This is a genomic window from Streptomyces sp. NPDC059142 (genome assembly GCF_042755665.1).
Lineage (GTDB): Bacteria > Actinomycetota > Actinomycetes > Streptomycetales > Streptomycetaceae > Streptomyces.
Map to the genome: position 1 here is coordinate 22,984 of NZ_JBHZDA010000006.1, position 20,271 is coordinate 43,254.

General features: G+C 69.8%; 17 protein-coding genes, 2 pseudogenes and 3 riboswitches. Of the genes and pseudogenes, 14 read left to right on the plus strand and 5 right to left on the minus strand.

The genetic code is table 11. The features are described from left to right. Positions 1 to 171: 171 nt before the first annotated feature. The 11 genes and pseudogenes from ACFXPK_RS04275 to folP all read left to right on the plus strand — a co-directional run bounded on the left by ACFXPK_RS04275 (position 172) and on the right by folP (position 7,901). Positions 172 to 798 carry a TetR/AcrR family transcriptional regulator gene (locus ACFXPK_RS04275; protein WP_385071451.1) on the plus strand — a complete coding sequence of 209 codons (627 nt, stop codon included), beginning with the start codon at positions 172 to 174 and terminating at the stop codon, positions 796 to 798. A 228-nt stretch (positions 799 to 1,026) separates the two neighbouring features. Beyond that, entirely contained in the window at positions 1,027 to 1,149 is a 123-nt protein-coding gene (locus ACFXPK_RS04280; RefSeq protein ID WP_385071454.1) for a hypothetical protein, read from the plus strand. Continuing rightward, entirely contained in the window at positions 1,146 to 1,367 is a 222-nt protein-coding gene (locus ACFXPK_RS04285; protein WP_385071456.1) for a GNAT family N-acetyltransferase, read from the plus strand. Before ACFXPK_RS04280 ends, ACFXPK_RS04285 begins: the two co-directional genes overlap by 4 nt. A gap of 641 nt (positions 1,368 to 2,008) precedes the next feature. Continuing rightward, positions 2,009 to 2,275 carry a hypothetical protein gene (locus tag ACFXPK_RS04290; RefSeq protein ID WP_385071459.1) on the plus strand — a complete coding sequence of 89 codons (267 nt, stop codon included), beginning with the start codon at positions 2,009 to 2,011 and terminating at the stop codon, positions 2,273 to 2,275. Between the two features lie 575 nt (positions 2,276 to 2,850). Then, on the plus strand, positions 2,851 to 3,387 hold the full coding sequence (locus ACFXPK_RS04295) for a hypothetical protein (protein WP_385071462.1): 537 nt from the start codon (positions 2,851 to 2,853) through the stop codon (positions 3,385 to 3,387). 26 nt (positions 3,388 to 3,413) lie between these two features. After that, positions 3,414 to 3,821, plus strand: a complete 408-nt coding sequence (locus tag ACFXPK_RS04300) for a tautomerase family protein (RefSeq protein ID WP_385071464.1) — start codon at positions 3,414 to 3,416, stop codon at positions 3,819 to 3,821. 74 nt (positions 3,822 to 3,895) lie between these two features. After that, positions 3,896 to 4,321, plus strand: a complete 426-nt coding sequence (locus ACFXPK_RS04305; protein WP_385071467.1) for a DUF1622 domain-containing protein — start codon at positions 3,896 to 3,898, stop codon at positions 4,319 to 4,321. Next, positions 4,318 to 4,563, plus strand: coding sequence for a hypothetical protein (locus ACFXPK_RS04310; RefSeq protein WP_384992775.1), 246 nt, complete (start codon positions 4,318 to 4,320; stop codon positions 4,561 to 4,563). The genes ACFXPK_RS04305 and ACFXPK_RS04310 overlap by 4 nt, the downstream gene beginning before the upstream one ends. Before the next feature lie 422 nt (positions 4,564 to 4,985). Then, positions 4,986 to 5,189, plus strand: a riboswitch (cobalamin riboswitch). Positions 5,190 to 5,353: 164 nt separating this feature from the next. Beyond that, positions 5,354 to 5,818, plus strand: a pseudogene (locus tag ACFXPK_RS04315) (hypothetical protein); the annotation flags it as partial. A gap of 327 nt (positions 5,819 to 6,145) precedes the next feature. After that, positions 6,146 to 7,057, plus strand: coding sequence for a methylenetetrahydrofolate reductase [NAD(P)H] (gene metF / locus ACFXPK_RS04320; protein WP_385071471.1), 912 nt, complete (start codon positions 6,146 to 6,148; stop codon positions 7,055 to 7,057). Then, complete coding sequence (gene folP / locus ACFXPK_RS04325; protein ID WP_385071474.1) at positions 7,050 to 7,901, plus strand: dihydropteroate synthase; 852 nt, start codon at positions 7,050 to 7,052, stop codon at positions 7,899 to 7,901. The genes metF and folP overlap by 8 nt, the downstream gene beginning before the upstream one ends. Positions 7,902 to 8,298: 397 nt before the next feature. Here folP and ACFXPK_RS04330 read toward each other — a convergent pair whose 3' ends face one another. The 5 genes and pseudogenes from ACFXPK_RS04330 to ACFXPK_RS04350 all read right to left on the minus strand — a co-directional run bounded on the left by ACFXPK_RS04330 (position 8,299) and on the right by ACFXPK_RS04350 (position 13,713). Beyond that, positions 8,299 to 9,093 (minus strand): enoyl-CoA hydratase, encoded by a 795-nt coding sequence (locus ACFXPK_RS04330; RefSeq protein WP_385071476.1) that lies wholly within the window; start codon positions 9,091 to 9,093, stop codon positions 8,299 to 8,301. After that, positions 9,090 to 9,975 (minus strand): annotated as a pseudogene (gene mmsB, locus ACFXPK_RS04335) (3-hydroxyisobutyrate dehydrogenase). The gene ACFXPK_RS04330 and the pseudogene mmsB overlap by 4 nt, the downstream one beginning before the upstream one ends. Continuing rightward, positions 9,972 to 11,039 (minus strand): enoyl-CoA hydratase/isomerase family protein, encoded by a 1,068-nt coding sequence (locus ACFXPK_RS04340; protein ID WP_385071478.1) that lies wholly within the window; start codon positions 11,037 to 11,039, stop codon positions 9,972 to 9,974. Before ACFXPK_RS04340 ends, mmsB begins: the two are co-directional and overlap by 4 nt. Continuing rightward, the gene (locus tag ACFXPK_RS04345; RefSeq protein ID WP_385071480.1) at positions 11,036 to 12,184 is read right to left on the minus strand and encodes an acyl-CoA dehydrogenase family protein; all 1,149 of its coding nucleotides are present in this window, start codon (positions 12,182 to 12,184) and stop codon (positions 11,036 to 11,038) included. Before ACFXPK_RS04345 ends, ACFXPK_RS04340 begins: the two co-directional genes overlap by 4 nt. A gap of 5 nt (positions 12,185 to 12,189) precedes the next feature. Next, positions 12,190 to 13,713, minus strand: a complete 1,524-nt coding sequence (locus tag ACFXPK_RS04350) for a CoA-acylating methylmalonate-semialdehyde dehydrogenase (protein ID WP_385071483.1) — start codon at positions 13,711 to 13,713, stop codon at positions 12,190 to 12,192. 182 nt (positions 13,714 to 13,895) lie between these two features. Beyond that, positions 13,896 to 14,083, minus strand: a riboswitch (cobalamin riboswitch). A 627-nt stretch (positions 14,084 to 14,710) separates the two neighbouring features. After that, a riboswitch (cobalamin riboswitch) is annotated at positions 14,711 to 14,891 on the plus strand. A gap of 116 nt (positions 14,892 to 15,007) precedes the next feature. Here ACFXPK_RS04350 and ACFXPK_RS04355 point away from each other — a divergent pair. The 3 genes from ACFXPK_RS04355 (at position 15,008) to ACFXPK_RS04365 (ending at position 20,043) form a co-directional block, all read left to right on the plus strand. Then, the gene (locus tag ACFXPK_RS04355) at positions 15,008 to 16,534 is read left to right on the plus strand and encodes an ABC transporter substrate-binding protein (RefSeq protein WP_385071486.1); all 1,527 of its coding nucleotides are present in this window, start codon (positions 15,008 to 15,010) and stop codon (positions 16,532 to 16,534) included. 96 nt (positions 16,535 to 16,630) lie between these two features. Next, entirely contained in the window at positions 16,631 to 17,578 is a 948-nt protein-coding gene (locus tag ACFXPK_RS04360) for an ABC transporter permease (RefSeq protein WP_385071489.1), read from the plus strand. Next, the gene (locus tag ACFXPK_RS04365; RefSeq protein ID WP_385071492.1) at positions 17,575 to 20,043 is read left to right on the plus strand and encodes an ATP-binding cassette domain-containing protein; all 2,469 of its coding nucleotides are present in this window, start codon (positions 17,575 to 17,577) and stop codon (positions 20,041 to 20,043) included. Before ACFXPK_RS04360 ends, ACFXPK_RS04365 begins: the two co-directional genes overlap by 4 nt. Positions 20,044 to 20,271 lie beyond the last annotated feature (228 nt).

The following is a 20,271-nucleotide window of genomic DNA, read 5'->3' on the forward strand; positions in this document are numbered from 1 at the left end:
CGCCCCCTAACACACATACAACACTCTAGCGATAAAAAACCACGGCCTCCCCTTCACAACCGAAAACACTACCTCCCCCACCCCCGCCGACGGCACCCCCCCGGGACTGGATGGTGCCGTAGCAGGGAGAATCAGGTGGCCCCACAACGGACCGGACGTCACGGAGCAGTCATGGCAGCAAGCGTCGGCAGACCAAGCAGGGTGGCCAAGCTGCCGCCTCGCGAGCGCATCCTCGACGCCGCGGAAGAACTCTTCCAGAGCGAGGGAATCCGGCGGGTGGGCGTCCAGACGATCGCCGAGCGGGCCGAGACCACCAAAATGGCGATCTACCGGCACTTCGAAACCAAGGACGCGCTGGTCGCGGAGTGGCTGCGGATCGTCGCCGCCGACTACCAGGCGGCCTTCGACCGGGTCGAGGCCGAACACCCGGGGCGCCCCCGGGAGCAGATCCTTGGTCTGGCCCGCTTCATCGCCGAGGGATTGCCGTCGATCTCGCACCGGGGCTGCCCGTTCATCAACTCCATCGCCGAGTTGCCCGACCGCTCCCACCCCGCGCGACAAGTGATCGAGAAGCACAAGGCTCACCAAACACGCAGACTGGTCGGCATGTGCACCGAGGCCGGGCTGCGCGACCCCGAGCAGGCCGCGGCCGCGATCACCTTCGTACTGGAAGGCGCGCAGGTCAGCACCCACAACGGAAGCATCGATCGAGCGGGGGACCGCCTGATGGGAATCGTCGAGGGAATCCTGGCTCAGCACCGCTCCCCCCTCGACACATCCCGGGCATCCATCGACTGACGGCCCGGCACCCGCGCCCCCGATACCGAGAACCAGCGTTCGCCCACGTTCACCGGAACGCTTGTCTCCGCGCATCGGAGGCCTGACTCCGCGGCCTCAGCGCCCTGCGGGCTCGGCCCCTACCGCGCCGACCTCGTCGAAACGTACTGGCACTGGGAGCAGGACCCCGCACGCCTGGTCGGATACGTACGTCAGGCCCCCGAGTCTCCGGAGGCTTGCACCGAGGGCATGGCCGACCAACTGTGGGGCGGAAACATCCGCTTCACCGTCTACGACCTCACCGGCGACGAGCCGGCCGGGGCCTGCGCACCGCCGAGACCCGGCTCACCCTCGACCACGCCTTCCACGTGACGAACGTGACGAACCTGCACATGGTCCGACTGAAGGTCCTCGCGCCGAACGCGGGCGCGGTTCGCGCGTACGAGAAGGCCGGCTTCCAGCGCGTCGGGGCGATCCGCCAGGCCGGGTACTGGCTCGGCCAGGCGTGCGACGCAATCGTGATGGACGCGCCGGCCGTGAAGTTCGCCGGGCCGTCGCTCCTCATCCCTACGGTGGGCACCTCTCACTGAGTTTGTCCGTAGCGTGGCTTCGTAGAGGTGGCGGCGTCGAGCCCGCTGACGCCGAAGGGCCGGGATGTTGCTGGGCAAGATCAGTGGCGACGGTGCGGATGCAGCGGCGGTCGTGGGCCCTCGGCGAGGACGATGCGGTGGACAGCGACGGGAATCCGGGCGGTCTGCGCGAGGCTTCGGGGCCGCCCCGTCACTGAGGGCCCGACGCGGAACGTCCCGCTGCGGCCCGGTCTCCGCAGCGCCGTGACCGTCGCCGGATCGCCCGCATCCACGGACCCGCGCCACCACCGCGGCGTTGCGGCAGGGACCCAGGCGTAGGGCGGGAGGACGAGGAAAGGGGCGCAGCCGTCCTATCGGCGCGAGGGGTACCCGGAGGGCCGGCCCACACTTGACGGAAGTGCAGCCCATGTCGAATTCTTCCGAAATCCACACAGGAAGGATTCCGACTTATTCCATAAAAGGAATCACATATTCACCCCGGCGCGTACGGAGATATTTCGGCGCGTGCGCGGTCGCCATCCTACACGCCGCGCTCCCGTTAGGGCGGTAAGTGTCTCCAGGATCTGTTCCATATGTTCTTCGAGCGCCGTAAAGGGGGGGAAAGTTTTCCCACCCGAGAAAACGAGTGAATGATGCACAACATGCACAGTCGCATCAGGACCGTCGCGGTGCTTTCCGTACCCGCGGTCGCGGGAACCGGAGTTGCGGTGGCAGCCAACCCGGCAACGCCGCACGCGGCCCCGTCCGCCGCGTACTACACGGGCACGTCCGGCTATGCCGTCGCCCCCTTCCGCTACGACGCCGCGATCCGCGACGACAGCGAGTGGGGCGACATCCACGAGGCAGGATTCGAAGTGAGCTCCGGCATGAACTACGCTCGGAGCGGTAAATGGCTCAGTAGCCGCTGAAGCCACGCTACAGAGAGATTTCCCGTTGTTTCCAATCATCGTCGGTATCTGCGTCATATGTTTCGGAGTCTGCCTTTTGGGCGACTTCCGGAATTTCACAAGTCGAAGCTTTGACTTCTTCTCCAGATTCACATACACAGGCATGGCCACAGTTAACACCCTCCGCCTTGTGGGGGCAGGTGGAATCTTGGTTGGAGTATTTTGGATCGCGACCGCACTATCCGAGATCCTCTAAGGTTCCTGGAGCATCTCGGGTTGAGGGTGCCAGGTCCCGGCCGCACGCAACGTGTTTCCGGCTGGTGACGAAAGCGGTGCCGTCTCCCATCGCCTCGTCAGCACCGAAGCCTTACAAGGGATCGACAAGGCCTGACGCGCCCACGACGATGACCTCCTCGCGTGCGCCAGATCGGACCCTTTGGCCGCGCGCGGCGTACGACGCGGGTTGCTGGTCAACCGGGGGCGCACCTGGATCTGCGTGAGCCGGCCGTCCCACCCGTCGTGTCGGCCTCGGTCCTGCTGCTGGTGGCGAAGACGGGCCGTGGTGAGGACCGCGCTCCAGGACGTGGCCGCACCCCATGTCCCGCTCGACCGGCCCGAACTGGTGGAGATCTTCTCAGAGCTCGCCAGCCGCTGACCCGGCGCGGCGCGCCCCTGTCAAGGGCCTGGCCGCCGGCGACACCCGCACTCTCACCCGCCCCGACGGCAGCGAACCGTCCGTCACCGCCGTGCCCGCCGTCCATGGCCCCGAGGAGCACGAACGCGACCCGGACGGCGAGGTCGACTGCCAGGTCGTCGGCTTCACCCTCGCCGGAGACGGGCCGCCCACCGTCCACCTCAGCGGCGGCACCGCCTCCCTCCGTACCCCGTGCATCGACGCGACCGTCCTGCACGCCGGCGCCGCCCGCGTCCCGCGAACGCCCGGTCAGCCTCGACAGCGTCCGCGCCGCCGCGGCCGTGATCCTCGGCGTCCCGTCAACATCCCCGCCCGCTCCTCCGGCTGGGCCCACTTCGCCGAAGGCCGCGGCCCCGTCGAGCATGCCTCCGACGACGCCGGCCTCACCAGCGTCCTGCGCATCGCCGACCACGACACCTGGCTCCCCCTCAAGCCCTGACCACCCATCATCCGAAGGAATTCGCCATGCCCCTCGTACGGATCGGCATGATCCGCGGCCGTAGCACCGAGAACACCCGGGCCATCGCCGACGCCGTCCAGCAGCCCCTCATCGACGTCCTGAAGATCCCCGAGCGGGACCGCTTCCAGATCATCACCCAGCACGACCCCACCGAGATCATCGCCCTGGACGCCGGGCTCGGCTTCGAGCGCACCACCTCCGGCGCCGTCATCGTCCATATCTTCACCCAGCACGGCAGCACCACCCGGGACAAACAGCGCCTGTACCGCACGCTCGCCCAGCGGCTCGCCGCAGCCGGCGTCGACGGCAAGGACCTGTTCGTCAGCTCCTTCGAGAACGGTCCCGAGGACTGGTCCTTCGCCGACGGCCGCGCCCAGTACGTCGAGGGCGACCTCGCCGTCCCCGGACACTGACCCATCCAGGATCACCGCCGCGCTACCGGGGTGGCGCGCGGGCAACGGCGCCCTCCCAGGCCGACAATGCTGCTGTGTACGCGGATCTGCTGCCGGAATCCACCCTGCGTGAAGCCGTCGACCTGGCCGTACGTCTTGTCGAGTTCGCCGGCGCGCTGATCATCTTCGTGGGCGCGGTCTGGGCGTTCGTGCAGTTCCTCCGGTACGGAATCCACCGGTCGCGCAACCGGGGAAAGCCCGAGGCCGCTGCCTTCGGCTTCAACCGGATCCGGCTGGCGCTCGGCCGTTTCCTGGCCCTGGGACTTGAGTTCCAGCTCGCCGGCGACATCCTCCGCACGGCCATCGCGCCCTCGTTCACCGAGATCGGCCAGCTGGCAGCGATCGCGGCCATCAGAACCGTGCTGAACTACATCCTGGGCCGCGAGATCGAACACGAGCGCCGTGAGATCGAGCGGTTCACCTCCAAAAACGACACCACCGTCACAGAGACCGCCCCATGACCGTGCTGCTGGCCCAGGCCGCCGTCGTCGTTACGGCCTTCGGGCTGGTCAGCGCCGTGTGCACCGCTGCCCGGATGCGCCGGACACAGCCCGCCGTAGCGGTGCTCACGGACTTTCTCGTAGCGGCCGGCCTGATCCGCCTCGCCGGTCAGCCGTCCTGGACGGTCCTGGCGACCGCCGCAGCCACCATCGGCGTCCGGCTGATGGTCAACTCCAGCCTCCGCACAGAAGCGAAGCGGTAACCGCTCGGCAGACACGCTTCGCCTCGCGCGGCGGAGACCCCAGGTCGGCCTACTACCCGTTGAGCTCCTGGATCGGGTAGGCGCACGGACCGTTCAGCGCGGGTCACCGGTGCCGGCCACCACGGGGCGGCAGGCGTGCAGCGGGGGTTCCACGTCTCCCCGGGCCGGTGAGCCACTGCGGTGCGCACCTCGGCAGGGCCGCCGTTCGCTCCCGAGCAGCTCAGGGTGCGGGAGGAGCGGGAGCCTCGGAAACTGGGGGCAGAGATTCCTGCCCGGCCGGATGGAGTGCTTGGCCGAGAAGCTGTCCGGTGGATACGGGATGACCTGTGAACCGGACGGGATTCTGTGTTCCGTATCACGTTCCGGAGTGTGAACACGTTCGGCCAAGGGGTCGTCCACGCTCTAGCCTGGCGGGTGCAGCTGGTTCGCCCTGCCCGCCAGGCAGACGCGTCGTAAGAGGGAACCCGGTGGAACTCCGGGACTGCCCCGCAGCGGTGAGTGGGAACGACCGCCGTCATACGCACTGGGTCCGCCGTACCGGGCCTGGGAAGCGACGGCCAGTAGGTGTCTTCCGCGGGAAGGCGTGCTCGCGAGTCCGAAGACCTGCCCGTTGCCCGTGCGCGAACCATGCGTGCACGGATATCCCGGTGGCCTCGTGGGCGGGTCGGCGTACCTATCAGACGGATGATCACGCTGCGCCGTGCGGCGTCGGGTCCGTCCGGTTCGTCACTCCTTCGCGCTCGCGTCCTGTCCCGGGATTCAAGGGAGATATCTCGCGAAGGAGATTTCCGTGACAACGAAGTCCGCAGCCGCGGCAGCACGGGCCACTGCGTACGGTTGCCCTCGCCGGGGACCGAACCGGGAAGTGAACCGGGCCGTCGCGGAACACCGCAAGGGCTTTGTCACCGCCGACGCCGACATCGCGCTCACCAAGCGGTTCGACGCCCATCACCACTTCCTGGTGCCCGAACTGGAGCCCCACACGGTCGTCACCGCTGACTCGACCAAGCAGTTCGCCGAGCTCGGGGAAGCCCTCGCCCTCGGTCCGAGCGCCCGCTCCGTCCTGGCCGGCCCCGTCACGTACCTCGCGTTCTCCGAGCCCGCCCCCGGTGTGCCCGCCGACTTCGAGCCACTGACGCTGCTGGACCGGCTGGCGCCTGTGCACACGGAGGTCCTCACCGATCTGCGCATGGCCCACGCCCATCTGCGAGCCGGCCGGATCGACACCCCCGGATACGAGGAGCGGGTCACCCCCGAACGGGTAGCGCACGACTCCCCGTGCGAAGCCGGTCCGGGCCTGCACGACATCCGCTCCCCGCGCCTCCTGAGCACGGAGGAGGCCGTAGACATTCCGCGGACCGGACTGGAATCAACCCCCGCGGCCGTCTGCGGTGCGTTCCCGACCGCGGCCTGAAGGTGTCCGCCCGGCCCCGGGCGACGGCCTCCACGGAGAACCTGGCCGCCGCCGCCGCCCGCACCGTCCGGAAAGAACTCACCGCGTCCTGACCGCAGTACCGGTCGGCCGGGGGTGGGTGTACCCGCCTCGACGTCCGGCTCCCGGCTTGAGAGAAAGCAGCAGCCCATGGCTCTCGGTATCCCCAGCACCAGGGGAGACAGCGCAGTGTCCATTCGCGACCTCCTTGCACGAGGAGGTCGCTCCTACTCATTCGAATTCATGCCACCGCGCAGCACGGCGGCCGAAGCCGGATTGTGGACCGCGATCCGTAAACTGGAGGCGTTGGCACCCACCTTCGTCTCGGTGACGTACGGCGCCGGTGGTTCGACACGAGGCCGGACCGTGAACGTCACGGGGCGGATCGCCCAGGAGACCACGCTCACACCGGTCGCCCACCTCACCGCGGTGGACCACAGCGTCGCCGAACTGCGGAACATCCTCGGGCATTACGCCGACCAAGGTGTGCGGAACATCCTTGCCCTGCGCGGAGACCCGCCCGGTGATCCGCTCGGTCCCTGGACACGACATCCGCGGGGTATTCAGTACGCGAGTGAACTCGTCGGCCTGATCAAGGAATCCGGAAACTTCTGCGTCGGCGTCGCCGCCTTCCCCGAGATGCATCCCCGCTCCCCCGACCGGGACAGCGACATCAGCCACTTCATCGACAAGTGCCGGGCCGGAGCCGATTACGCGATCACCCAGATGTTCTTCGACGTCGATGACTATCTGCGGTTCCGTGACCGGGTGGCAGCGGCCGGATGCGAGACACCGATCATCCCGGAGATCATGCCGGTCACCACCATCCGCTCACTGCAACGCATTCCCGCCCTCTCCACCGCCGCCATCCCCGCCCGGCTCGCCGAGTCCATGCTCGCGGTCCAGAACGACCCCAGAGCGGTCAGGGCACTCGGAATCGACCACGCCATCGCGATGTGCGGCCGACTGCTCGCCGAAGGGGCTCCCGGACTGCACTTCATGACCATGAACTTCTCGACGGTGACAACGGAGATCTACCAGAACCTTGACCTCCATGGATAAGCACGTGAATACCTCGCCGGTGGGAATCCGCCGTCCCTCGCTGGTCGGCATCGTCAACATCACCACGGATTCGTTCTCGGACGGGAACAGGTTCCTGAGCACGCGGGCGGCGGTGGCTCACGCGCACCGCTTGCGCGAGGAAGGGGCCGACGTCATCGAGCTCGGGCCTGCCGCGAGCCATCCGGGAGCCCAGCAGGTGCCCGCGGACGAGGAGATGAGGCGGCTGGTCGACGTCATCGATCAGCTGGTCACCGAAGACATCCCGGTATCGGTCGACTCGTACCAGTCCGCTACACAGCGGTTCGCCGCTGCGCGGGGCGCCACCTATCTCAACGACATCCAGGGCTTCGCCGATCCCGCTCAGTACGGGGAGCTCGCCGACACCGGGTGCCGACTCGTCGTCATGCACTCCGTACAGCGCCTCGGCCCCGCCACAAGAGTGCGAACCGATCCCGCCGAAGTGTCCAGAGCGATGGAGGAGTTCTTCGACGAGCGTCTGGCCGCCTTGGAGAAGGCCGGCATCGCACACGACAGGCTGGTCATCGACCCCGGTCTGGGACACTTCCTGGGCAGCACGCCTGAACCGTCGCTGAGGACGCTTGCGGGTCTCGAACAGCTCAAGGCCCGCTTCGACGTACCCGTACTCGTCTCCCCTTCCCGCAAGTCGTTCCTGCGGGCGCTGACCGGGAGCGGCCTTCCCGGAATCGGTCCGGCCACACTGGCGGCGGAACTGTACGCCGCGCGTAGCGGCGCGGACTTCATACGCACGCACGATGTCGCGGCGCTCCGCGACGCCCTCACGGTCTTCGGAGCTCTGGAAGCCGTCAAGGAGAGCGGCCGGTGACGCGGCCGGAGGATTCCACGGCAGCAATTCGGCGGACGGTGGCGGCTGTTGATCCCGTTGTCGGCTGTTGATCCCGTGTCCGGCCGTTCCGGTCCTCGGCGGCTGGGACACCGGCATGACTGACCCGCGACGCGGGTACTTCCGCACGGTGGCAGGGTACGAGCCCTGCCACCGTGCGTGAGGTGGAGAAACCACGGCGGGCGGCGACGCCGAGGAGAGCGTCGTCGTGGTCAGCCGCCGGCCTGGTCGTTCCCGACCGGCGTACTTACGTGCCGTACCCGGTGGAGCGCACGGTGGTGTGACGGCGCAGGGCCTCGTACGGTGCGCAGATACCCCATCTCCGGGGTCCCGTGCGTGGCCCCGGAACGGTTCCGGAGCCACGCGCGTTCCGCGTGGTTCAGCGGTGACGGAAGGTGGGTGCCCGCTTGTCGGTGAAGGCTGCCATGCCCTCCTTCTGGTCTGCGGTGGCGAACACCGCGTGGAACAGGCGGCGTTCGAATCGGACGCCTTCGGCGAGCGTGGTCTCGAAGGCCCGCCCGACCGCCTCCTTCGCCATCATCGCGATCGGAAGCGACATATCCGCCACCGTCCCGGCGACCGCCAGCGCCTCCTCGACCAGTTCGTCGGCCGGGACGATCCGCGAGACCAGCCCGGACCGCTCCGCCTCGGCGGCGTCCATGGTGCGCCCGGTCAGGCACAGATCCATCGCCTTGGCCTTGCCCACCGCCCGGGTCAGCCGCTGGGAGCCGCCGATGCCGGGGATCACTCCGAGTTTGATCTCGGGCTGGCCGAAGACGGCGGTGTCGGCGGCGAGCAGGATGTCGCAGAGCATGGCCAACTCGCAGCCGCCGCCGAGTGCGTATCCGGAGACGGCGGCGACGGTCGGGGTCCGTAGCTGTCCGAGCCGGTCCCAGGCCGCGAACCAGTCGGCGAGATACATGTCCATGTACCCCTGTGGCTGCATCTCCTTGATGTCGGCGCCGGCCGCGAACGCCTTCGCCGAGCCGGTGATCACGATGCAACCGCACTCGGGGTCCCGGTCAAGAGCCTCGGTCGCGGCGACGACCTCGTTCATCACCTGGAGGTTGAGCGCGTTGAGCGCCTTCGGCCTGTTGAGGGTGAGCAGGGCGGTGCGGCCCCTGCGCTCGACCAGGATGGTCCGGTACGTGGTGCTCGCGTGCTCGGTGCTCATGTGGTTTCTCCGCTCCGGTCCCTGATGGTGCGTACGATGCCGGAGAAGTCCTCCGTGTCACCGGCCCGTTCGGCGTAGGCGGCGTACAACTCTGCCGCTCGCAGGCCGAGTTCCGCGTGCACACTCCCCTCGCGGACCGCGTTCGCCGCAAGGCCGAGGTCCTTGGCCATCAGGGAGGCGGCGAACCCGGGCCGGTACTCACGGTTGGCGGGGCTCGTCGGCACCGGCCCGGGGACGGGGCAGTTGACGCTGAGCGCCCAGCACTGCCCGGACGCCGTCGAGGCCACCTCGTACAGCGCCTGGTGGGACAGACCGAGGCTTTCGCCGAGGACGAACGCTTCACTGACGGCGATCATGGAGACGCCGAGGATCATGTTGTTGCAGATCTTCGCGGCCTGTCCCGCCCCGGGCCCGCCGCAGTGCACGGCCTTCTTGCCCATGGCCTCCAGCAGGGGTCGCGCCTCGGCGAACTCGGCCTCGCCCCCACCGGCCATGAAGGTCAGGGTGGCGGCCTCGGCCCCGACCACGCCGCCGGAGACGGGCGCGTCCACGGCGCGCAGGCCCGCGGCGAGGGCCCGTTCATGAGCGGTGCGGGCATCGGCGACGTCGATGGTGGAGCAGTCGACGAAGAGGGTGCCGGGTCGCGCGGCGGTGAGGATGCCGTCGTAGAGGCCGAGGACGTGGCGTCCGGCGGGAAGCATGCTGATGACCACGTCGGCGACGGCGACGGCCTCCGCCACGGACGTGACGGGCTCGACACCGGTCCGGGTGGCGGCCTCCACGGCCGCGGGGACCAGGTCGTGGCCGAGCGGCCTTGGTCAGGTTGGCGGCCATGGGGCCGCCCATGTGTCCGAGTCCGATGAACGCGATGGTCCTGCTCACCAGACCACCTCCTCGGTGGTGTCGGATCCGGCGGCGAGGCGGAGTTCGCTCTCGCCGAGGGGGGTGAAGAAGCGGTCGACCTCCGCGTCGCCGACCTCGGCGAGAGTGGCCGGCGTCCAGCGGGGGTTGCGGTCCTTGTCGATGACCTGGGCTCGGATTCCCTCCACCAGGTCGGGGCCGCGCAGACAGGCGCAGGAGACGCGGTACTCCTGGTCGAGGACCCGCTCCAGCGGGCCGAGCCGGCGGGCCCGGCGCAGAGCCCTCAGGGTGACTTTGAGTGCGGTCGGGGACTTGCCGAGCAGGGTCCCGGCGGTCTCCTTGGCTGCCGGATCCTCCTGGGCGAGGAGCCGCTGGACGATGTCCTCGACCGTGTCCGCGGAGAAGCAGCGGTCGATCCAGTCCCTGCGGGCGGCCGATTCCTCTGGCGGCGGGTCCTGGACGTGACGCCCGAGAGCCTCGTGCACCGGCAGTTCGGCAAGGTCGTCGACGAAGGACCGGAGCGAGTCCGAGGGCATGTAGTGGTCGGCGAGCCCGCACAGCAGAGCGTCCGTGGCGCCGATCGGTGCCCCCGTGAGTGCGAGACGGGTGCCCAGCTCTCCGGGCGCGAGGGCGAGGAGGTAGGTGCCGCCGACGTCGGGGACGAAGCCGATGCCGGTCTCCGGCATGGCGATCCGGGACCGCTCGGTGACGACACGGACGCTGCCGTGCGCGGAGACACCGACGCCGCCGCCCATCACGATCCCGTCCATCACGGCGACGTACGGTTTCGGGTAGCGGGCGATCCGGGCGTTGAGCCGGTATTCGTCACGCCAGAAGCCGGCCGAGGCTGCTCCGTCGCCGTCCCGGGCGTCGTCGTGGATGGCGCGGATGTCGCCACCGGCGCACAGACCACGCTCCCCCGCGCCGGTGAGGACGACGGTCCCGACGGCCGGGTCGTGCTCCCACTCGCTGAGCGCCTCGTCGATACGGAGCACCATCTCGTGGGTCAGGGAGTTCAGGGCCTCCGGGCGGTTGAGGGTGATGTGCGCGGCGTGGCCGCGCGTACGCAGCAGGACGTCGCTCATCCGAACGCCTCGGTCAGACCGCGGGCCACGATGACGCGCATGATCTCGTTGGTTCCTTCCAGGATCTGGTGGACCCGCAGGTCACGGACGATCTTCTCGATGCCGTACTCGCTGAGGTAGCCGTAGCCGCCGTGCAGTTGCAGCGCACGGTCGGCGACCGAGTAGCCGGTGTCGGTGGCGAACCGCTTCGCCATCGCGCACAGGTACGGCGCCTGCGGATCGCCCCGGTCGAGTGCCTGTGCGGCCTGCTGGACCAGGGCACGAGCGGCGGCGAGTTCCGTCGCCATGTCGGCGAGCCGGAAGCGCAGGGCCTGCGCGTCCAGGAGCCGCGCGCCGAATGCCTCGCGGTCGGCGAGGTGGACCAGGCTGCGGTCGAGGGCGCTGCGGGCGCCGCCCAGGGAGCAGGCGGCGATGCCGAGCCGACCTCCGTTGAGGCCGTTCATGGCGATACGGAAGCCTTCGCCCTCGCGGCCGAGGAGGCGGCCGGCGGGCAGCCGTACGCCGTCCAGAACGACCTGACGAGTCGGCTGGGCGTTCCAGCCCATCTTCCGTTCGTTCGGCCCGAAGGAGAGGCCGGTGTCGTCCTTGTCGACGAGGAACGCGGACACCCCGTCGGCACCTTCACCGCCGGTGCGGGCCATCACGACGTACAGCTGGGAGGCTCCGGCACCGGAGATGAACTGCTTGACGCCGGTGAGTACCCAGCCGTCGCCCTTCCGTACGGCGCGGCTGGTCAGGGCTGCCGCGTCCGAGCCGGCGCCCGGCTCGGTCAGGCAGTAGCTGGCCAGGTCGTCCATGGCGCACAGGCGCGGCAGCCACCGCTCGCGTTGGGTGTCGTCGCCGTAGTGGTCGATCATCCAGGCGACCATGTTGTGGATGGAGAGGTAGCCCGCGATGGACGGGCAACCGGAGGCAAGGGTCTCGAACACGAGGACGGCGTCGGCTCGGCTGAGGCCCGCTCCTCCGGACTCCTCACGGACGTAGACGCCTCCGAGGCCGAGTCCGGCCGCCTTGCGCAGCACGTCCACGGGGAAGTGCTTGTCGCGGTCCCAGTCCAGGGCGTGCGGGGCGAGGTGGTCCTGGGCGAAGTCGAGCGTGGTCTCCACGAGGGCCTGCTGGTCCTCGGTGAGCAGGGTGCTGGTCATGTCGCTCACCCCATCGTGGGGATCGTGAAGCTCGCGCCTTCCCGCAGGCCGGCGGGCCAGCGCGAGGTGACGGTCTTCGTCCGGGTGTAGAAGCGGATGGCGTCCGGCCCGTGCTGGTTGAGGTCGCCGAATCCGGAGCGCTTCCAGCCGCCGAAGGTGTGGTAGGCGACGGGCACGGGGATGGGCACGTTGACACCGACCATGCCGGTGTTCACGCGCCGGGTGAAGTCGCGTGCGGTGTCACCGTCCCGGGTGAAGATCGCGACACCGTTGCCGTAGAGGTGCTCGCTGGGCAGGCGCAGGGCCTCCTCGTAGTCCGCCGCCCGGACGACCGTGAGGACCGGGCCGAAGATCTCCTCCTGGTAGATACGCATGGCCGGGGTGACCCGGTCGAAGAGCGACGCGCCGGCGAAGAAGCCGTTCTCATGACCGGGCAGGACGAAGTCCCTTCCGTCCACGACGAGTTCCGCACCCTCCTCGACCCCGAGGTCGACATACGAGCGGACCCGGTCGACGGCGTCCTGGCCGACCAGTGGACCGAAGTCGGCCCCGGGGTCGTCGCTGCGGCCGATCCGCAGCGAACCGATGCGCTCCTTCAGCCGGGCCACGAGCGCGTCCGCGGTGTCCTCACCGACCGGGACGGCGACGGAGATCGCCATGCACCGCTCGCCCGCCGATCCGTACCCCGCGCCGATCAGGGCGTCCACTGCCTGGTCGAGGTCGGCGTCCGGCATCACGATCATGTGGTTCTTGGCGCCACCGAAGCACTGGGCGCGCTTGCCGTGAGCCGCCGCGGTGGCATAGACGTGCGCGGCGACCGGGGTGGAGCCGACGAAACCGAGCGCTGCCACGCGAGGGTCTTCGAGAAGGGTGTCGACGGTCTCGCGGGCGCCGTTGACGACGTTGAGGACACCGGGCGGCAGCCCTGCCTCCAGGAACAGTTCGGCGAGCCGCAGCGGGACGGACGGATCCCGCTCGGAGGGCTTGAGGATGAAGGCGTTGCCGCAGGCCAGGGCGGGGGCGGCCTTCCACAGAGGGATCATCGCGGGGAAGTTGAACGGCGTGATTCCCGCGACCACTCCGAGCGGGGAGCGCAGGGAGTGGACGTCGATGCCGGTGCCGGCGTTGTCGGTGAACTCACCCTTGAGGAGATGTGGGATACCTGCGGCGAACTCGACTACCTCCAGGCCGCGTTGGATGTCGCCGTGTGCGTCCGCGATGGTCTTTCCGTGCTCGGCGGACAGCAGCCGGGCCAGTCCGTCCTTCTCCTGCTCGACGAGCTGGAGGAATCGCATCAGGACCCGGGCGCGGCGCTGCGGGTTCCACTCGCCCCACTCTGGTTGCGCGTTGGCGGAATCGGCGATGACCGCCTCCGCCTCGGTGCGGTTCGCGAGGGGCACCAGGGCCTGGACCTCGCCGGTGTTGGGGTCGTACACCTCGCCGTAGGACCCCGAGGTGCCCCGGGTGTGTTTGCCGCCGACGAAGTGGGTCAACTCGCGCGCGGAGGCGCGTTCGTGCTCGCGGACCATGACTGCCTGCTCTCGTCAGGAGGGATCCGGGGATGGCACACGCCGTCACCGCACACGCACGCGGGTGGCGTACGGATACCGGGGGCGCGAGATCGCGTATGGCCGGAGTCCCGTCAGAGGGCGGGTTCACCAGGGTTGTGGGTACACACCGGTGCCATGCGTGTCAGCTCCATCCTCGTGGACAACACGGAACATCCCACGGCCGGTATCCTGACTCCCGGATCAGCGCGCGCCGTCCGCCTTCCCGACATCCAGCTCGTCAGTGGCGTCCTGCTCGACGGCGTACTCCCCGGTCACAGTGGCGGGACCGCGCCGGAATCACACCGGCTTCCCTGCACCGCGGGCCTTCACCGCGACTATATAGTTGGACGTCCTAGTAAATCTAGCCTCCGAGACCGCCTGTCGCCTTCGCCGCTGGTCAGGGGTTTCCGGATGCGTCCGTACGGGGCGCGGCGAAGCGCGCCGGGGCACGGAGACGAGCCCGGCGGGCATCACGCCGGAAGGTGGTCAGCACCGCCGGACGTGGTGCTGGTCCTGCCGTGCGGTTCTCCGCCGGAGCGCACCCTGCGGGAGGCGGACCTGCTCACCCGCCTGCCCGGCTGGGCCCATCTGCGCCGCAGTGGCATCCCGGGGTCCCTTGGATGTGCCCGCCCGCTGCTGGTGAAGGGCGAGAAGACGATCACGAGCAGAACATCTGTACACGCTCTGTACCGTCAGGGCCCGAGCAGGAGGCTGTGGGCGCGCTCCTTGGCGGACGCTTGACGCTTGGCGACGTACCGCCAGTTCACGACTTTCCACATGGCCTCGATGAAACGGAGCCCTGCGGAGGAGGGGCAGGGCTCCGAGGGTGCGGGAAGCGGTCACCCGCCCCCAGGGCCCGCGAAGGCCCTACGCGCCCCGTCATCGCGGCGAGCACCAAAAGCCAGCCCGGGTAAGAGCCACTCCGATATACGGGTAATCAGGATCGATACGGGATGGGGCACTCCGGGCCGACACGATGGTCAGGCATAATGCGCGGCGTACACCTGAGCGACGGGAACCAGGAAGCCGGTGCGAGTCCGGCGCGGTCCCGCCACTGTGACCGGGGAGCGACCCCCTATGCCACGGCCCACCGGCCGGAAGGCGGGGCGAGCGGCGATCCGGCAGCCAGGAGACTGGCCCGTCGCTTCACCAACTGTCCGGGGCGTGGACTCCCCAGGAAGAGGTCTGTGATGCGCGTCGCGAACTGGCGGCCGACCGGGGCGTCTTTCTGCTTGTTCCGGTGTCCGGAACCCAGTGGAAGGCTCGGCACACCATGACGTTTCCCCTTGCGCGCCGCCGGCTCCTGACCGGGGCCGGTGCGCTCGCCGCCGGAGCGGCTCTGGCGGGCTGCTCCCCCGGCAACGCCCCCGGCTCCTCCCAGGGACGCAGGCTGCGCGCCGCCTTCAGCGCGGGCGGGTCGCAGGAGACCCTGGACCCGCACACAGCTCCGCTCTTCATCGACCAGGCCCGCGCCAAGGCGTTGTACGACAGCGTCCTGACGTACAAGGACGACATGTCGGTCCAGGCGAGGCTCGCCGAGAGCTGGGAGAGCGACAGCTCCGGCAGCCGCTGGCGCGTACGTCTGCGGGACGCCCGGTTCCACGACGGCAGGCGCGTCACCGCGGCCGACGTTCTGTGGAACTATCGGCGTATAGCCGACCCGGCGACCGGAGCATCGGCCCAACAGCTCTTCGCCGGCGTCGATTTCAGCGCGAGCCGGGCGTCCGGCCGAGACCTCACCCTTGTCCTCACCGCGGCCGACTTCGAGTTCCCGGCGGCGCTTGGCGCTGCCGGCACCGAGATCGTCCCGAAGGACACCAAGGACTTCGACAGGCCCATCGGCTCGGGTCCCTTCCGCTACCGCTCCTTCCGTCCGGGCGGCAGCACCCTGTTCACCGCGTGGTCGGACCACTGGGACGGCGGGCCGGACATCGAGGAACTGGAGTTCGTACCGGTCAACGACGAACAGGCGCGGCTCAACGCCCTGTTGTCCGGACAGGTGCACTACGCCCACGATCTGTCAGCGGCCTCGGCGACGCGGCTGGCCGGCCGCGACGGGCTGCGCGTCCTGCGGACGAGGCTGAGCACCATGCAGGCCGTCCTGCTCCGGCTCAACCGGGCTCCCTTCGACGACCCACGCCTCGTCCGGGCGTTCACCCTCGGGCTCGACCGGGACCGGCTCGTCGAAGTCGCCCTCGCCGGACACGGCACCGCGGGCAACGACCTCTTCGGGCAGGGACTGCGCGGATACCCAGCCGGCCTGCCCGCGCGGGAACGTGACGTCGACCGGGCCCGCGCGCTGGTCGAGGAAGCGGGCGCGAACGGCCTGACGATCGCCCTGGAGACCAGCGATGCCGACCCGACCTGGGGCAACGCATCCTCACTCATCGCCGGCCAACTGAAGGACATCGGTTTCAAGGTCACCCCGCACGTTCGCTCGGCCGCCACGTATTTCGGCGAGATCAAGACCAAGGGCGTCGCCGCTCACAGCCGTACCGCCACCCTGCCCGTCACCACGCACCTGCGCTCCCGGCTGCGCGCCGACGCACCCAACAACCTCACCGGATACGACGACCCGGCCTTCGACAGGCTTCTCACCCAGGCGTCCGCCACCCGCGACGAGAAGACGCGCCTCGACCTTCTCGCCAGGGCGCAACATCGCGCCAGGGACCGCAGCGGCCAGCTCGTGTGGGCCTTCAGCGACTGGAACATCGGCCACAGCGGCACTCTCACCGGGCTTCGGGCCGCGCCGCCCAACTCCTGCGACTGGGCGCGCTTCGACCGTGTCCGCATTTCCTGACGGCCCGCCCCGTGCGACACGTCCGACGGACCGTGTCGCATGACGCCCACGTACGAGGGAGCACCCCGCCCGGCGCGGACGTGGCGGCCGTCGGGGATGACACGCTACGCGCTGATCAGGACCGCCACGGCCGTCGCGCAGGGCGCAGTGGTCCTGGTCGCGGTCTTCGCCCTGACCTCGCTCCTGCCGGGCGACACCGTCGACGCCGTCCTCGGCGAGCAGGGCACGCCCGAGCAGCAGCGTCTGGCCCGTACCGAACTGGGACTCGACGAGCCGGTCACCACGCGCTTCCTCCACTGGGTCATCGACCTGTGCCACATGCGCCTGGGGCAGTCGCTCGTCACCGGCGTCCCCGTCACCCAGGAGATCGGCGACCGTTTCGCCGCGACGGCCGTCCTGACCGCCGTGGCACTGGCACTGCTCATCCCCCTCGCCCTCGCTCTGGGTGTCCTGACGGGGCTGCGCGAGGGATCCTTCGCCGACCGGACACTCAACGCCTGCGTACTCGCGCTGCACTCCGTACCGGAGTTCGTGCTCGGCCTGCTCCTCACGGCCTGGCTCAGCGCGGGACTCGGGCTACTGCCCGCCACCGCCGCGGGCCTCGGCGGCACCGAGGTGCTCTCCGCCCCCACGGTCCTCGTCCTGCCGGTCGCCGTCCTGGTCGCACGGCAGCTCTGCGACCTGACCCGGCAGGTCCGCATCGGTGTCGCCACCCGGATGACCAGCCCCGTCGTCCGCCATCTGCGGCTTCTCGGCCTGCACGAACGCACCATCGTGCTCCGCCATGTGCTGCCGGGGTGTCTCGCCCCGTCGGTGCAGCAACTCGCGCGCTGCGTGGACGGACTGCTCGGCGGCACCGTCGTGGTGGAGTCGCTGTTCACCGTCCGCGGACTGGGTACGGGCTTCGTCGAGTCGGTGCAGAACCGCGACATACCGGCGGTTCAGGGATACGCCCTGCTCTTCGCCGCGACGGCTCTGGTCGTGAACCTTCTCGCCGACCTGACCGTCGCCCGGCTGACCCCCCAGCGGGAGGAACGCGCGTGACCACCCGCCCGCCGGCCGCACCGCGACGCAGTATCGGCTCGCGCTGCCTGGACTCGCTCGCCCTTGTGCTGCTGGGACTGCCCGTCGTTCTCGCCGTCATCGGTCCCTTTGTCGCGGGCTCCACCGCTCCGGACGCGGCCCCACTGCTAACGGCCGGAGAAGGCCACCTGCTGGGCACCGATGTCCTCGGCCGGGACGTGTTCGCCCTCGTCCTCGACGGGGGACGATCCGTGCTGGCCATGACCCTGGCGGCCCTCCTCACCGCCTGCGCGGTGGGCCTGCCGCTCGGCCTCTTCACGGCCGGGACCCACCGTCGCTGGGCCGACGAAACGGTCATGCGCGGCCTGGACGTACTGCTCGCTTTCCCCGCTCTCCTCCTGGTGATGACGCTGGCGGCTTCCGGCCACCAGGACGCCACCACTCTGGTGGCAATCGCGGCCCTCGTCCAGATTCCCGCCGTCACCCGCCTGGTACGGACCGCAGCCCTGGCGCCGGGCTGCCGTACGGCCGTGGAGGCCATGCGGCTGCAAGGCGCACCCTGGCACCACATCCACGGACGCTATGTGCTCAGGCGGGTGAGCCGGCCTCTGATCACCGACGCGGGCAACCGGAGCGGGCTGGTCCTCTCGCTGCTGGCCTCCGCCAACTTCCTCGGCCTCGGTCTGCCCGCGGACGCATCCGACTGGGCCGTCCTCGTCGACCGCAACGCCGACGCGCTCTTCCTCCAGCCGCTCGCCGTCCTGGTCCCGGCCGCGCTCCTGACGGCGCTGGCAGTCGGCGGAAACCTCACCACGGACCGCCTCCTGAGCCGGTCCGACCGCACCCCCGCACCCGAGCAGGGGCCAACCCCACCGATTCCGCCGCCGACCGCGGCCGCCGGACCGCAGCCGGCAGCAGACCGTCGTACCCGTCCCCCCGCTGTGCTGACGTGTCGTGGACTCACCGCCCGCACCCTCGCGGGAGAGGTGCTCCTGGACCAGGTGGACCTCGATCTCCAGCCCGGCCGTACTCTGGCACTCGTCGGCCCCTCGGGGAGCGGCAAGACCACCCTGGGACTGGCCGCCCTCGCCCTCGCACACCCCGGCATCACCCTCACCGGCACCGTGCTCCTGCACGGCGTCGACCTCCTCGCCCTGCCACCGGGCGAACTGCGCGCCACACGCGCCGGAACCGTGGCCCACCTTCCGCAGGACCCCGCCTCCGTACTCGACCCGACCCGACGCGTCGGCGCGGTGCTGCGGGAACTCGCCGCGCTGAACCATCCCCGGCGCACGCCACCCGGTCGGACACGGCGGGGGCAACGACGCGCCGGCATCGCGCGGGACGTCCAGCATGCTCTGCGTGTCGCCGGACTCCCGGAGGACGGCCCGCTCCTACGCCGCCACCCTCATCAACTGTCGGGCGGACAACAGCAGCGCATGGCACTGGCCACCGCGCTGGTGACCCGCCCGCGGCTGCTCGTCCTCGACGAGCCCACGAGCGGTCTCGACGAGGAGACGACCGCACTGCTCACCCGCCGCCTGCGCCACCTGCTCAACAGTGGTACGGCACTCCTGCTGATCACCCACGACCCGCGTGTGGCGGACGCGCTCGCCGACGAGACGGCCGTGCTGGAGCGAGGACGGGTCGTCCGCCGGGGCGCGAGCGAACGGTTCCCACGGGGGGCCGAGAAGACCGTGGCCCCCTCACCCACGACACGCCCGTCCACGGCGCCCGGCCGCCCGGTACCCTCATCCGTCCTCACGCGTTCCCTGGCCGTCGTCGGGGTCGATCCCTCCCGCCCCCGGCTCACCCCGACCAGCCTCACCTTCCCGCCGAAGAGCCGTACCGTCGTCAGCGGTGTGTCGGGCGCGGGCAAGACCACGCTGGGGCGCGCCATGGCCGGCCTCACACCGGTCGGCGCCGGGAGCGTCGAACGCGACGGCGTCGTCCTGGCGGGAGAGGTGGAGCGGAGAGGACACCAGGCGCTACGCGTCGTCCAGTACGTCCACCAGGACGCGCGGGCGTCCTTCGACGAGTACCGCCCGGTGATCGGCCAGATCACCGCGACCGCCCGGCATCTGCGCGGTCTCTCGCCCGCCGACTCGTACGACGAGGCGTCATCGCTCGTCCGCAGACTGGGTCTGGATCCCGGCAGCTTGGCCCGCCGCCCCGGGGGCCTGTCCGGCGGCCAGCTCCAACGGGCCGCCCTCGTACGCGCGCTGACCGCGCGCCCCGCACTGCTGGTGTGCGACGAAGTGACCTCCGCACTCGACCCGTCGACCGCAGCCGCGACCGTACGGCTTCTGGTCGAGGAGAGCGAAGCGCACGGTATGGCCGTGCTGTTCGTCACCCATGACACCACGCTCTTCGACGCCGTGGCGCATCGCCGGCTTCACGTGACCGCCGGACGTGTCCACGAACGGCGCCCCACCGTTCCGGAAAGCCTCGGGGACCACATCGTGCTCCGGGGCGAGCCGAACTGACCCGCTCGTTCACAGGATGCCGGATCGCGGACCCCTTCGGCCCCCGTGCGGTGCCAGGAGAACGACCGGACATGGTGGGACCGGGCGCGCGCCGGCCCGACGTACCCGGACAACCCGCCGACCAGAAACGGACTGATGCTCGACGGACTTGAGCAACGCTGTGATCACGCTCCGGATGCGACAGCAGTCGGCTCGTATAAGGGTGTGAGGTTTGTGACGACCCGTCGG